At 46.3% G+C, this 13,026-nt stretch carries 16 protein-coding genes; all 16 read right to left on the minus strand.

What is annotated here, in order from left to right:
* Window positions 1-179: 179 nt before the first annotated feature.
* Window positions 180-542, minus strand: a complete 363-nt coding sequence (locus BBD38_RS13305; RefSeq protein ID WP_066689046.1) for a hypothetical protein — start codon at window positions 540-542, stop codon at window positions 180-182.
* A gap of 16 nt (window positions 543-558) precedes the next feature.
* Complete coding sequence (locus BBD38_RS13310) at window positions 559-1,020, minus strand: hypothetical protein (RefSeq protein WP_066689048.1); 462 nt, start codon at window positions 1,018-1,020, stop codon at window positions 559-561.
* Complete coding sequence (locus BBD38_RS13315; protein WP_066689050.1) at window positions 1,013-1,309, minus strand: hypothetical protein; 297 nt, start codon at window positions 1,307-1,309, stop codon at window positions 1,013-1,015. Before BBD38_RS13315 ends, BBD38_RS13310 begins: the two co-directional genes overlap by 8 nt.
* Before the next feature lie 329 nt (window positions 1,310-1,638).
* Window positions 1,639-1,923, minus strand: coding sequence for a phage holin (locus BBD38_RS13320; protein ID WP_066689051.1), 285 nt, complete (start codon window positions 1,921-1,923; stop codon window positions 1,639-1,641).
* Between the two features lie 12 nt (window positions 1,924-1,935).
* On the minus strand, window positions 1,936-2,685 hold the full coding sequence (locus tag BBD38_RS13325) for a peptidoglycan recognition protein family protein (protein ID WP_066689052.1): 750 nt from the start codon (window positions 2,683-2,685) through the stop codon (window positions 1,936-1,938).
* A 44-nt stretch (window positions 2,686-2,729) separates the two neighbouring features.
* The gene (locus BBD38_RS13330; RefSeq protein WP_172807847.1) at window positions 2,730-3,074 is read right to left on the minus strand and encodes a hypothetical protein; all 345 of its coding nucleotides are present in this window, start codon (window positions 3,072-3,074) and stop codon (window positions 2,730-2,732) included.
* Window positions 3,061-3,192, minus strand: a complete 132-nt coding sequence (locus BBD38_RS14330) for an XkdX family protein (protein WP_082989695.1) — start codon at window positions 3,190-3,192, stop codon at window positions 3,061-3,063. Before BBD38_RS14330 ends, BBD38_RS13330 begins: the two co-directional genes overlap by 14 nt.
* Window positions 3,185-3,511: a hypothetical protein gene (locus tag BBD38_RS13335; RefSeq protein WP_066689055.1), complete on the minus strand. Its 327-nt coding sequence runs from the start codon at window positions 3,509-3,511 to the stop codon at window positions 3,185-3,187. The genes BBD38_RS14330 and BBD38_RS13335 overlap by 8 nt, the downstream gene beginning before the upstream one ends.
* 14 nt (window positions 3,512-3,525) lie before the next feature.
* Window positions 3,526-5,133, minus strand: a complete 1,608-nt coding sequence (locus BBD38_RS13340; protein WP_066689056.1) for a hypothetical protein — start codon at window positions 5,131-5,133, stop codon at window positions 3,526-3,528.
* 10 nt (window positions 5,134-5,143) lie between these two features.
* Window positions 5,144-6,217 carry a siphovirus ReqiPepy6 Gp37-like family protein gene (locus BBD38_RS13345; RefSeq protein ID WP_172807848.1) on the minus strand — a complete coding sequence of 358 codons (1,074 nt, stop codon included), beginning with the start codon at window positions 6,215-6,217 and terminating at the stop codon, window positions 5,144-5,146.
* A gap of 18 nt (window positions 6,218-6,235) precedes the next feature.
* On the minus strand, window positions 6,236-7,105 hold the full coding sequence (locus BBD38_RS13350) for a phage distal tail protein (RefSeq protein WP_066689059.1): 870 nt from the start codon (window positions 7,103-7,105) through the stop codon (window positions 6,236-6,238).
* A complete protein-coding gene (locus BBD38_RS13355; protein ID WP_066689061.1) occupies window positions 7,095-10,715 on the minus strand; it encodes a tape measure protein in 3,621 nt (1,206 codons plus the stop codon). Before BBD38_RS13355 ends, BBD38_RS13350 begins: the two co-directional genes overlap by 11 nt.
* An 86-nt stretch (window positions 10,716-10,801) precedes the next feature.
* Complete coding sequence (locus tag BBD38_RS13360; RefSeq protein WP_066689063.1) at window positions 10,802-11,401, minus strand: hypothetical protein; 600 nt, start codon at window positions 11,399-11,401, stop codon at window positions 10,802-10,804.
* Window positions 11,402-11,497: 96 nt separating this feature from the next.
* A complete protein-coding gene (locus BBD38_RS13365; protein ID WP_066689065.1) occupies window positions 11,498-12,055 on the minus strand; it encodes a Gp15 family bacteriophage protein in 558 nt (185 codons plus the stop codon).
* Window positions 12,052-12,477: a hypothetical protein gene (locus BBD38_RS13370; protein ID WP_066689066.1), complete on the minus strand. Its 426-nt coding sequence runs from the start codon at window positions 12,475-12,477 to the stop codon at window positions 12,052-12,054. The genes BBD38_RS13365 and BBD38_RS13370 overlap by 4 nt, the downstream gene beginning before the upstream one ends.
* A gap of 50 nt (window positions 12,478-12,527) precedes the next feature.
* Window positions 12,528-13,025 carry a hypothetical protein gene (locus BBD38_RS13375; RefSeq protein WP_066689067.1) on the minus strand — a complete coding sequence of 166 codons (498 nt, stop codon included), beginning with the start codon at window positions 13,023-13,025 and terminating at the stop codon, window positions 12,528-12,530.
* Window position 13,026 lies beyond the last annotated feature (1 nt).

The following is a 13,026-nucleotide window of genomic DNA, read 5'->3' on the forward strand; positions in this document are numbered from 1 at the left end:
CTCCTATGCTCCACCAAATACAGGAATAGCCCGCTATATAAGTGGGTTTTCTTTTTTCCATACACGTTTTTTACACGTTTTATGCGATTGTAAAAGCAAAAGCCGCCCTACTTTTTAGAGCGGCTCAAACGTTCAATAATCAATTCTTCGGCCCATGCAGGCTTGGGTCGCCAGTGCCCTCAAGCTCCTATTAGTTGTTTATATATATTCTTGACTTTTTGCTTTGCTTTCTCAACTTCGCTATCCTTGATTTGGCAACAATAATATCTGGATCGTTTGCTCAACGAATACAACGACTGATAGTCTCTCCAGAACATACGCAACTCCCTATAATCAACTAACGAATCAATTAATTTAGCATGTGTTTGAATATGGATATCATTTATAGCTAAAAAGCTATGTATACTATGCATCGCAGTATAAAATAATATCGTAGCCTTCCAATCATTGAAAGGATCATCTTCGGATATCATCGAATCCAGTTTTGAAAATAGAGCCATATTGTGTTTTGCTTGTATTGCATGTTTTTCACAGTTTGCCATAAAAGCGTTCCGTCTTTCAGTATTTAATTAATATTTTGGCTGCGTTTTTTACTTCCTCATCATAGCACTCTGTCGGCAAAACTAATAAATCACAATTAAGCGAGCCATATTTTTCAATGGTATCTATTAATAAGTCGCTGTACTTATCAATTACATCAATATTTGCATCTTCAACAAATACCCGAAAACAAACATATTCATTGCCTTCATAAACCAATAGTCTTTTGCATTCCTCTTGTTCAACACAATTTTCAATCAAATTCTGCATCCAGGCAGGCTTGCTATATAAGTCCCCATACACAAAATCGCCACATGATGTTCGGGAAGTATAATCCGTCCATTCTGCACTTGGAATGCTAAGCCTAGATTCAATAGTGCTGTTTGCCATCTCTTCCATTATTTTCAATAGATTATCGGCAACACTGGTATTATTTGTAAAATGTTCAAAGTTGTATTTTACTTCTCTAAATTCATTCATTATTATCACCCGGTTCTTCAATGGGCTCAAGATTAAATCCTATATCTTCGTCGTATTTTTGCTGATAAAAAATGCCGCTCTTTAAGTGACTTGCTACTATGCCTCGAAGCAATACAGGGTCTACGTACACACTCGATACAACTTCTATCTCTGTTTCCTTGTTTTTGTTTACGCGCCCAAATTCTATAATAATTTTCCCCTTACGAGGCATAACTCGCCAGCAATCTGCTTTTCGGGGATTAACCTTATTTTTGATTTTCAATTTTTTATGCACCGTCTCAGTTCCCATATTTACCTCATGTTGTATGAACTTCTCTTATCATTACTATAAACACGTACACAAAAAATATACCCAAAATAAAACTTCCTTTAAGTCTTATTTTAGGCTATTTTCTCTTTTGTAACAAGCCACTATATCTAGAAATTTTTTAACTTTGCAACCACAAATTGTAGTCACACGAACACTTTATCAATTTCCAACTATATTATGTATTAATTGGATTAGTTTTCATTTTTTCTTATATTAATAATATAACAGAAAAACGCGGCCATTCCATGACGTCTACCCGACAAAATAAAAGAGCCGCCCACACCTTACGATGCAGACGGCCCCTTCTCTCAGCCTTTCGGCTTTTCGTATTCCTGTGCTTGCTCGCTGTCCTTTATCCCTTTGGTTGTCGGGTCGGTCAACACACCGATGAAGGACAGGATTGCCATTGCCACCGTACCAATCAAATACGGGTTGCTAAAAAACTGCTGAAACACATTCGCAATGCTGTCCCACGTCGTCAAATCCTCAAATCCAAGCCCGAGGTATGCCAAGACGGGCGACAGAATCACGCCGATCAGTCCAATCCAAAACTGTGGACTTTTCACCCTTACCTTCCAGTTAATTTTGCTCATATTGTTTCCTCCTTACTCCCACAAAATACGCCATGTTTTCGGTCCGATGATACCATCCACCGCCCCGATGTCGCGGCCCTCGTTCTTCCGCGCCTGTTGGAAGCGCTTAACTGCCGCCTTTGTTTTTTCTCCGTATATCCCGTCGATCTTACCCGGCTGCGCCAGATGCTTTTCAAGCCGTTCCTGTGCCTGCCGCACATCAGCCCCGCGCATCATCGGGTCGGTCAGCTTTAAATTCCGCGTAAGACCCGGTACACTCGGCTCCGGCGTGGGTGCAGGTTGTGGCTGTCCGCCAAGTGCATACGCCTTTACCTCGTCAAACGGGAAATACTTGCCCGGACAATCCGTATCCGATACATCCTTGTGTCTGATGATCTCCGTGATGCCGTAATACTGCGCCACGTCTCTTGTAATCCGTTTTAAGCCTTCCTTCTGTGCTTCGGGCATTTCGTTATGCTCAAAATCTCCGAGGGCTACAATCGCCACAGAATCATCATTCATGCCCTTTGATTCCGGCGCGGAGTTGTTCACCGAACCGCCGCAATATTCAAGGCCGCGGCCCTTTACTACCGTTCCGTCAGGAAGCACGCAGAAATTATAATCAATCCCCTTGTGTCCCCTGCCTAAGTGGTAGGCATGAATTCCCTGCACCGTTTCCCCCGGTCCGCCGGAGGTGTGGTGCTCGATAATCCGCACCGTTTTTTTCCGGGGCGTAAGCGCCCCGTTAAACTTCAAACCATAATCCTGTACATACTCAAACATTGTTATTTCTCCTTTTTTTAATTTAAAAAGACGCTTTCCGCGCCTTATTTGTTATTGTTTATGTGGTCCGTAATTCTGTGATGGGCTTGCTTTGCGCTCTCTTCGACTGCCGTAATTCGTTCGCCGTGCTCTTGGATAACATCAACCCTCTCCGCCACTTCCTCAAGCCGAGCAATCCTATCCGAGTGTGCGTTTACATCACCCTTTATTTCCGCAATCGCCGCCTGCGTCCCGACAACTCCATCCTGTATATTATCAAGCTGCTGTTTGACCGCGCCCTTCCATTCGCTGTCATTTGAAATTTTTCTATCCCGCCCGGATAGCCACCCCGCAAGACCGACGAAGCCACCAATTATGGCGATCAATAAAGTGATCTCAATCTGCATCATTTTCCCCCATTATCTCATTCATTTGCTCTCCTGTAATCCACCCCATGTCAACAGCCCCTTGAAGTCCTGCTTTATCAAGCCGCCCTCCCTGATATAGTCGTTTTAATGTTTCAAACATTCAAATCACCTCCAAGCATCGAAAGCACTACTATGTCCAGTGTTTCCCGTATTTGCTCCATTTCAGATTTTGGCGGTTCTGGAATAGGCGGCTTTTTATTCTCCGCGATCTCTGTTATTTTTCCGGCCACAATTTTATAGTTGTACCTCCCGTATTCATCGTACAAGTTATACCGTCCCTGCACATGCGCATGTTCATCCCCTGGGCCTTCATCCAGCAATACATCGCCACCTTGCGGCTTCTCAAAAGCCGTTGAAAAAACCGCAAGCACATTTCCGCTTTCATCCGGCCGTGCATATACCTGATAAATTCCGTCCATTTATTTTCCTCCTGTCAGTAGATTTCCGCATCTAAAATTAACGTTCCCGCTGTCATATATGCGAACGCCGTACCTACCGGTACATTTGTAGCAATGCCATTTATTGCGACCAATATTTGTGTCGTATATGAATTTGAAACCGTCACATTTGAGCTTTGTCCGACCATTCCATTGTAGCCTCTTACTCGTACAGATTCGCCCGAAGGCAAAATGACAGTTGGTTTTACCCGGAAAGCCGATTGAATCGGATACATTATATCGGCACGCCCCGCCGCCGATACCCAACCATAGCCGCCGAACATTGGTGCGCAATAGCGCGACGCCATAGTCCGTTCGACAGACCGCGAGCGCGGAAAATGCGGGGTGGCTATTTCTCCAAGTTCGAGTTTTGCGGAGTATATTTCATATGATTGTGGGGTTGTTACCGCACCGATTCGCACGGGCGATATCCACCACGGCTTTGCATCATTGCCCGTAATCGGCGCCGCATCAAATGTGAAGGAAACTTTTTGCAGTTCGCCTGTCGAAATAAATGATTTATATACGCCTGTTGGGTCCTCAGGCGTACCTTGACGCCCTCCGCGCCCAATCAAAAACTCGACTCCAGGATTATCAAACTTCAACATAACGGAAAGGGTAACTCGTTCTGTTTCGCTCAACTCAAAATGCTGCCATTCCACAGGTTGGGCTATATTATGGTGCTGCGGAGCCCCTTCAACACGTATTCCGCCGTTTGAAATTGGAGATACCTTTTTGCACACGACGCTGGACGAACGCCATCGATTAGCTGTATAGGTTCCGGATGGCGGAGAGTTCCAAGTGGTTCCCCGATCCCATAAGGAGAAGGTTCCATTTATAAGCAGATTTTCTCCCGGCCGCGTTGTCCATACCTCATTTATTGCGTCAAGTACCTTTTTATTTGCCGTTTTAAGCGATTGGTACTCGCTGCCTGTAGTCACATAGGCGGACGTATCCTCCTGAGAGTTCCACCATTCATACCATGCTTCTTTTTCCGCATCCGACCAATCACCCCATGACTTTTGTGTCTCTGACAGCCACGCAGTATATTGATTGAAAATTGTCGTGGTATCGACCTGTGTTATTACACCCGTAACGTAACCGCATAATGCCGTATTCATTCGCGTATCAGTAATATCCGACTGGTTTATCTTCGTTGCGTTTTTCCGTACCTTACATTGCGCAAGGCATATCTGGTAAATATCAGAAGTCCTCACCAGCTCAGGCGGTACAGGCGTTGCCGCTGCCGCCCCCTCCACTTTCATTATTGTAATTTCCCGATTTTGCTTGTTAAGCTCAACAACAATGTTATCTATTCGGTCTGCTGATGCGCTTGCCGCCGAAAACTCAAAATTCACGGTTTCGGATTCTTTTCCAAACCTGCCTTGAATCCAACAACGTCCGGGCATGACCTTTACTCCAAATAAATCATCATCCCGTTCCATTACTTGGAGGTTATCACTCGGATTCGGGTAAACTCCGCTTCCCCATATTGACGAAAACATTGCCGCCATGAAATCGGAATCCTGCGCCCGGTCAAATATAGGCAACCCCGTTGCATCGTCAAATCCTATCACTTCACTATCGAAGTAACCATATTCCATAATCTTCCTCCTATTTATGCGTTGACACTTTCCAAAAATTCAAATAATCTTCACCAAAAATTGTGTTGACGCTCAGTGCATTGTTCTCCCACGTTTCTATGCACTCCGTGATCCGCTTTTCAACCGTTATCCCAAGGCCCGTATATTGTACAGTGCTGATATCGCCCAAGTCATAATCCTGCTTATAGATCAGCGACTTATTATATACAGATATTTCACAGTCCACGTTTTCGACGACAGCCCATGATGCTTTCTTCTCTTTTCCCCGCTGTTTGAGTATTGTACGATATACAGGCTCGGAGATTGGGTTTTGGTTTTCGTCCTCCATGCGGAGATCGCGTGCATCAACATACATTTCCCGCCGATCTTCTCCCGCTCCAACCTCATTCAATGTTTCTACGATTCTCGCGGAGCCTTCTCCTTCCCCGGCGATATATGCAAAATTTTTGTAATTCTCGCTGTCCTTGTAGTAATCGATCTGGTTTATGTTGTCGTAGGTGTCAGAAAAGACCGCCCAACTATTTTCCTCTTGATCCTGCGTGCGGTCCTTTCCATTCCAAACCCGAAATTCTATTTGATTAGTGTCGAAATCATAGACCGCCCCCACTGAACAACCACATTGCAGGCATAATTCGTAAACGTATTCCATCAGGTTATTGTAAGTAACCTGCAACGCTGCAACCTTACTCGTTGAAGCAACCATCCCCATGCGAACGTTTGTAATCTTTCGTGCAGTATCAGCAGGTGAGATGACATTCCTCGTAATCAAATCAGCAATTATAGGCCCGGCCTGCCTCTCTGTCGTTGTCGTATAGGTCGGAATTATAATCCGATCATCCAGAAACGATTCCAGAAATCTACCCGACAAAACAAACTGCGTTGCGCCCGTTTCATCCTGCAGCGATTCTACCCGCTCCACCCGGCCCGTTTCGATTGCATCCGGCCTATACAGGTACTTTGTTTCCAGCAGCGTCGCGTCTGGTTTTGCTGTTAATTGAAACTCGCCTACATCAAAATACTTACGATGCCAGATCAAAGAATAGAAATTGTCCAGTTCACCGAGCACATCATAGTTTTTATCCAATAGCTTTATATTCATAATCTAAATCCCAAGATAGCGAGGCGTATAGTACACATAGACCGCCATGTTTGTATACCCGACGTCTGCGTCATATTCGATCATATTTGACCCTACGTTTAATTGGAACATTTCCGAATCGCGGTCAATATACTGGAAAGAGTTGACACCGTTAAGCTCAATCCGCTTCTCCCCGCGTTCTGTGTTGATTGTCAAAACGTCCCCCTTCGCAAGAGTTCTTTTTACCCGGACGAATGCGCCGGATTCGTGTTTTATGATCGGATTGACCACCTCGCCTTGCGCTTCGATACGAAAAACGGCCCCCGCGTCTATGTCCCCGGTATTATCTAAATTGAGCCGTGTGTTAAATTGTCTGTATCCGGCTAAATGCCCTTTAATCCAGTGATATGTACCCCCTTTGTCCTTTGCGGCGGCTACGGGGCTTATAAACGGAAACGCAAACTGTTTTACGATGTTCGCAATGTTCTTTCCGAAGCTATCCATATCCCGGAAGAATGGATCAGCACAGGTAATGGCAACTTCAAAGGCGTTCCTGTTGCCTACCCTATTTTTAACAAATTGAAATTCAGAGACCCGCCCCATGATCCACCGCATATTTTCATACATTTTAATTTTTACTTTTATGTCCTCTTTGGGATTAAAGAACCGCACGAGGAAATCCCGCGTTTTGCTTTCGCATACCGCGGCAATACCAATCTCGCGCGGCTCTATGTTGTTCCCGTTGAGTATTGCCCCGTCAAGCTGTGCATTTGCCTGTAGGTTGGGGGAATAGTCCGACGCTTCGCACCCTGTCAGATCATATGCACGATTGACCTCCAGTACTTTGCCCGCACATTCAAGCTGTATATTGATTCTGTAGTCATCAAAGCCCATGAATAAGCTGTCTCCCCTTTCTTCGCAGTTCCCGGTACATTTTGCCCGGCGTTTGAGGTGGGTTCACAATGGTATTGTTTTGATTAAAGTTGTTTACTACTCCCGTGGGAACGCCATATCCTCCGCCCTTGCTAACGCCTACGCTTACAGGCACCTTTGTACTGCCCGCCTTGATAAGCGATTGCGTCATTTTATCAACGCTATCCAGTGCAAGGGGTGCCCCTTTCTTAACGCCTACAGCAATACCAGCTGGGAACATGTATCCAACCTCATCTTCAAACGCGCGTGACGGCGAATGAATTTTAGCCGTGCTTTTTGCTTTGCTGATCGCGGCATTTACTACATCCTCGATTGCAGACGTCAGAATACTTTGATTATTCCGGACGCCGGACGCCATGCCGGATACCATATTTTTGCCAATGTCACTCCATCCGGAAAGAGAAATCGACGCTTTAGCATTACTGATCGTACTCTTGGCCGCTGACGTAAGCGATTCTTGTTCGCCTTTTACACCCTGCACCACTAATACGATCATCCGTTTTCCAATATCTCCCCAGCTCGCCGTCGCCGCATTCGCCGCCGTTTTTGCCGAGTTCATAACAGATGTCATTGCGGACGAAACGGAGCTGGTTGCGCTCCTGATCCCGGTTGCATAACGCGACATCATGCGTGTGCTTTCGGCCTGTGCGTCACTGGATGCCTTTTTCAGAACATTCAGAATCGATGTTGACATACTTTGTGCCGCAGACTGCACGGATTTCGTCCCGTTCTTAATGGCTGTCGCCATACCATTCGTAATAGCAGAATAATCCGCATTGGACAGGTTGGATACAACACGGTCTGCAATAGCCTGTGCCGCTTCATCCGGCGCTTGGCTTTGCTCCATGCTCGTGCCAATCGTCTGTCCAACATTCCCGCCCGATGCTTCAATGTCCCCTTTCCTGGCTTCGAGCGTATTCACCGTGGTATCTGCCGTTGTATTTGCTACCTGCGTGGCCCCGGCAAATGCCAGTTCATTCGCCTTTGCGGTCCCGGCCTCAATACCTGCCACATACTGGTCCCACTGCTCTTTTCCGCCTTCATCCCACTTTGAAACCATGTCATCAAGGAAGCGGGCATCTTCAATAGTCATATCTGCAAGGTACTGTTTTTGAGATTCCGGGATTTTTCCCATGATGGAATTATAATTATCCACGTACGCAGCGGTGACTTCGTTATTATGCTCTTGGATCGCAAGCCGCTCTTTTGCAGACTGTTGCTCCGAAAGAACGATTTTATCTTTTGTTGAGGTTGCCGCATCGACAATCTCTTGCTGTTGGCCTTTGTACTTGTCCAGGGCCTGCTGGTTGATGTCATTCCACCGGTCAAGGGTTGCCTGCTCAATCTCATTGAGCTCCTCGCCCTTTTTGCGGCGTTCCTCCAGACCGGCAGCGTAGGCCATATCTATTTCGACTTGGCCGTCCTTGATCGCCTGCACATAATCCTGCTCGGCTACAGCCTCCTTCGCGCGATTCTCCTTGATCGTATTGAATTTCTGGATATCTGCCTCTTCGAGCTGGCCTCCCGCGTCGATCAATGCCTGAATATTCGCAATTTCCTCATCGGTCATCTGGTCGCTGATTTTCTGATATTCGTCAACGGCCTTTATTTTGTCCTTATAGGAATTGAGAGCAATTTGCGTCTGTTTTTGCGCAAGTTCCGCTTGCGCTGCTTGTTCCCGAGCCAGACGTTGCGCTTCGTCCGAAAGATCGCCCATACCTTCTTCAAGGTCCTTATTCGCGTCCTTAAGTCCGTTATTATAAATACGAAGGTTTTCAGATTCATCAATCAATGAAGCATATTCTTTTTGGAGACCCGCTGCTTCATCCGCAGTTAAATCCATGCCGCTATTCAGTTTTGCATACACGGAAGATGCTTTATCATTCAGTTCATTTATGCGCTGCTGGTTATCTGCAATCAGCTTCTGATTATTGGCGACCTGCGTTTGTGCCGACTCAAGCAAAATTTCTGCTTCTGTCGCTTCCTGGGTTAGTTCGTTGGCGCGTTCGACCATAAGCGTGGCTTTTTCAAACTCCGCCTGCGCGTCAACAACTTTATTCCACTGCTCAGCATTTCCCGTGAGCGCCCCGGTGTTCTCGTCCACCATTTCGGACAGGCCGGAATAATTGCTTGTGAGCTGGGCGGTGATCGAGGCCATTTCCTGTTGCTCACCAGCGGTCAGGTCTGTCTTGCTTCTCAGTTCCTCCAAACGCTGTGTCATATTATGGGCTTCGTCAGCGGTTGCCTTGATTGAAGCCATATTTTTTTCGTATTCCGCCGCGCTCTGTGCTGCCGATTGCGTTAATTCATCTTGCGCCGCCACCATTGCCTCAGCTTCTGCGCGTGCGGCTTCCGCTTCCGCATTGGTGCGTGTTACCGCTTGCACGATCACAGCGATCAGTGCTGCAATAAGAGCGATGACAAGTACAATCGGGTTCGCAAGGAATGACTTGTTAAGTGCGTCAACCGCTTTTTTGAAAACAAGGGTTATCGCTGCGCCTATACTCATTTCGCCCGACAATACCATTGTCGCTGTTCCTGCAAGGGCTTGTCGTAACGTGAGCGCTCCCACTGCGGCGGAGGCATAGGAATTATCCATTGCGTACAATTTAAGGGCATATGACGCTCCTGTAGTAAGCGCATTGATCGCCGCCATTGAAGTTTGCACAGTCTTTAGAATCTTGAAGGCAACAAAGCCCGCGATTACTGCTGTCGCTGCAACAGCAACCTTGTCCAGATTGTTTGCCAGCCCTTTCAGCACAGATTCTATTCCTTTACCAAACTGCACCATGCCCTTTTTGACGTTAAAAGCAGCGTCAAGCTGCTCCAACATAGCGGCGGTCCCGCGCGCAATCGCGGCCCGCATATTATCCATACTGCCCTGCCAACTCGTTCCGGCTGTTTTCGCTGCGCCCGCAATGGAGGGAAAGCCTGTGGTCCCTGTACGAAAAGCATTGTTCATAACATCGATGAAATCCGATGTTTTGAGTTCACCTTTGCTCATCTGGTCTGTAACTTCTTCCGTGGATTTGCCAACGGCAGAAGCATAAATCTGAATGGCCGGAATCCCTGCTTCAAGGAGCATTTGTAGGTGCTCCATTGTGACGTTGCCCTTAGTACCCATTTTCTGTAATGCCATTGAAACGGTTTCGAGATCGGCGTTCGTCCCCTTCGTATAGAACGCAACAGCGTCAGCCCATGCGCCCATTGTGTCCGTAGCCTTAGAAACCTCCATGCCGGAGGCTACAAATGCTTGTACGCCTTTTGCTGCGGTGTCCAGTCCAAACGCCGTCCCCGTAACAATGCTATTCGTTTTCTCAAGCGCCATACTTGCCTTGTCTGCCGATCCCGTCATGGTGGTCATGACGCGCGAAAACTGATCCATTGTATCAATGCGCCTCATGGCGGCGTCGATTGATTCAACAACCATTCCGGCGATCTTGGAAACGCTTTGTTTAAGAACCTCAAACACGGCCATTCCTTTTACGATTTCACCCTGCAAACCGTTCATAGACGCTTTAAGGTCTTTTGTATTCAGATTTACGTCTATGTCTACCTGTCCGTGTGCCATCCGTTTTTCTCCTAAATTGAGTACAAAAAAGACACCCGCATTTGCGAGTGTCTAACATCTGTGATAAAAGCTACTGATATTACATTTTACATCAGGCTTTGAAGTAATTCTTCCTGTGGTAAAATATCAGGCAGTTCTTCAAACTCATCAGTTGTATAAGCGTACATTTTTCTTTCTTTCGACTCATTCGGCTTTTCTGCATCTCCCATGTCCGTAAAGGAACGAATGCTTATTTTCGATCCTGAAAAATCGTTGAAATACTCTTCAAGCCCATCCGTAGTAAATTGTATATACCTATATCCCGTACTATCATCTTCATATGTATTAACATACTTTAAATCATCAAATGACAAGCCATTATCGTAACAATAAATCGAGCATTCAAAAGGAGCTACCTCAACGTCCCTATCCGCCCAATATTTGTCATTATCGGATAATTGCAGAATACTACTCACATCAATCGTCAGGAGCACTTCGACTTGATAAGTCGTTTTTCCGTGGTTATCGTACTCCCGTTGACACATATCCAACGAGACTAAATCTATGGTCGAATCTTTATAATATGGGATGCTGTAAGGAAGAGAGTCGATTTCCACTGTATCAATTCCAGTATTATTGCTACATCCTGCCACCAATAGCCCGCAGGTCATTATCACGCATAAAGCAAAAACCAATCCTTTTTTCATATCCCCGCACCTCCCTTTTATGTCTCTATCCTAACACCCTGTCAGGCTTTTTACAAGACCGTTACAGGCCGTGCGGTGATCTTGGGGATAAATACTTCATAGGCTCCCCCATTCGGCTTCAAAGGCCTCCGCTTCGTGTAATTCTTCAATCGTCATACGTCGGGGAATCTGCACGCGCTCTATCGCCCGTTCCGCTTCCATGCGCTCCTTGCCTTTCATCTTCGATGTGTCCATAAATCGCAACTGGATTTTATGCACAAGCGAACTGCCAGAGGACAGGCAGCCCAAGAGGGCAAGAAAACGATACCAATGGATATCTTCTCTCAATAGGTCGATATTATATTCCCTTAGAAAATCGGAATATATTTCGTCGGCATCAAAATCAAAATCCATTTGCGGCGGTTCCCCGTCCTTCTCCGGCTCTGCCCCTCCGTTTATAAATTCTTGCATAAGCCCCCAGGCATTTTCCTGCGGTATTTCATCCGTATAAAAAAAACGATAGGCATACGCAAGACGCTGCTGCGGAGATTTCTTTTCATCATCGAGCACCCGCATAATCCGCATAATATTTCGGAACCGGGCATCAATCGGGTACCCTTCTATTTCCTCCGGGAAAATGTTAAGGCTGTGCCGTGAGAATGAAACGATGCTCATTTTGCCTTTTTAGCAGCAGGGCGCGTAGCCTTCGGTTTTGCCTTTGGGCTTTCCTTTGGCTTGTCCCCGTCGAGCGCATATTCCTCGTCTAAATCTTCCTGATAGGTCCTGACTACCGCCGCCGCGACCTCCTTCATAATGTCAATGGCCTGAACTAACCCAACAGGCTTCCCGTTCGCCATCTTATGCAACGCACCTTCGCCCAACATTACATCAATATAATCCCTCGCTTCAAGAATCGCTTTCGTGATTTTTTTGCGCCCCTCTTCCGTGTCTGAGGTAACATCCGTTAATTCCTTTTCGTACCGCTGCAAAAGATTATCTGCCCTTTCCAGAACGTCTATATCAGACTTAAGAATATCGAACACATAACCATTGATCTTGATCTTCTTCACTTCAATATCGAAATTAAGCTCTTTCATACAATCCTCCAAAAAAGGAAGGGGCCGTTATTATCCGGCCCCGCCATTCGTTAAACCTCTACTTCCATATGGAAGGTCGGCACATCATTCGCGACTACCGCCGTACCATGTGTTGGTGTGCCGCGCTGCCCGATAGTATAGGTAAGTGTGCCTGCTACAATATCGTAGGTATCAATCGTAATCAGCGCGTCAAACTGCAACGCGACGTTTTCCTGCGCCTCGGCAACAGTCTTTTTTTGCTGGTAAACGATCATGCCTTTCGTTACAGCGTCGGAACCTATGCCCTGCTTATCGTACAGGCCAAAAACATAATCATATACCGGATCACCGATATATGCTGTCTGTGTCTGCGCAATCGTGGGCTTATAGCTTTTCAGTTCATCGGTAGGGCCTTCATCCGCAATATAGTCGAATGTTTCCGTTTCCGCATTCATCGCGTGTGCGAAATCCGTAGAGGTCCGCGCCCGTTTCCAAGTCGGTTCCTCCGCTTCTGGCGTGGTGTTAAGAAAGAGATAGTTTAAATTTTTTTTTGCTTTCTCCAATGCCATG

The organism is Christensenella intestinihominis, from assembly GCF_001678845.1.
Taxonomy (GTDB): domain Bacteria; phylum Bacillota; class Clostridia; order Christensenellales; family Christensenellaceae; genus Christensenella; species Christensenella intestinihominis.

Excerpts from the sequence above, each read along its gene's own strand:
- BBD38_RS13305 (WP_066689046.1), bottom strand. The coding sequence starts at position 542 with ATGGCAAACTGTGAAAAACATGCAATACAAGCAAAACACAATATGGCT.
- BBD38_RS13310 (WP_066689048.1), bottom strand. The coding sequence starts at position 1,020 with ATGAATGAATTTAGAGAAGTAAAATACAACTTTGAACATTTTACAAAT.
- BBD38_RS13315 (WP_066689050.1), bottom strand. The coding sequence starts at position 1,309 with ATGGGAACTGAGACGGTGCATAAAAAATTGAAAATCAAAAATAAGGTT.
- BBD38_RS13320 (WP_066689051.1), bottom strand. The coding sequence starts at position 1,923 with ATGAGCAAAATTAACTGGAAGGTAAGGGTGAAAAGTCCACAGTTTTGG.
- BBD38_RS13325 (WP_066689052.1), bottom strand. The coding sequence starts at position 2,685 with ATGTTTGAGTATGTACAGGATTATGGTTTGAAGTTTAACGGGGCGCTT.
- BBD38_RS13330 (WP_172807847.1), bottom strand. The coding sequence starts at position 3,074 with ATGATGCAGATTGAGATCACTTTATTGATCGCCATAATTGGTGGCTTC.
- BBD38_RS14330 (WP_082989695.1), bottom strand. The coding sequence starts at position 3,192 with ATGTTTGAAACATTAAAACGACTATATCAGGGAGGGCGGCTTGATAAA.
- BBD38_RS13335 (WP_066689055.1), bottom strand. The coding sequence starts at position 3,511 with ATGGACGGAATTTATCAGGTATATGCACGGCCGGATGAAAGCGGAAAT.
- BBD38_RS13340 (WP_066689056.1), bottom strand. The coding sequence starts at position 5,133 with ATGGAATATGGTTACTTCGATAGTGAAGTGATAGGATTTGACGATGCA.
- BBD38_RS13350 (WP_066689059.1), bottom strand. The coding sequence starts at position 7,105 with ATGGGCTTTGATGACTACAGAATCAATATACAGCTTGAATGTGCGGGC.
- BBD38_RS13355 (WP_066689061.1), bottom strand. The coding sequence starts at position 10,715 with ATGGCACACGGACAGGTAGACATAGACGTAAATCTGAATACAAAAGAC.
- BBD38_RS13360 (WP_066689063.1), bottom strand. The coding sequence starts at position 11,401 with ATGAAAAAAGGATTGGTTTTTGCTTTATGCGTGATAATGACCTGCGGG.
- BBD38_RS13365 (WP_066689065.1), bottom strand. The coding sequence starts at position 12,055 with ATGAGCATCGTTTCATTCTCACGGCACAGCCTTAACATTTTCCCGGAG.
- BBD38_RS13370 (WP_066689066.1), bottom strand. The coding sequence starts at position 12,477 with ATGAAAGAGCTTAATTTCGATATTGAAGTGAAGAAGATCAAGATCAAT.
- BBD38_RS13375 (WP_066689067.1), bottom strand. The coding sequence starts at position 13,025 with ATGGCATTGGAGAAAGCAAAAAAAAATTTAAACTATCTCTTTCTTAAC.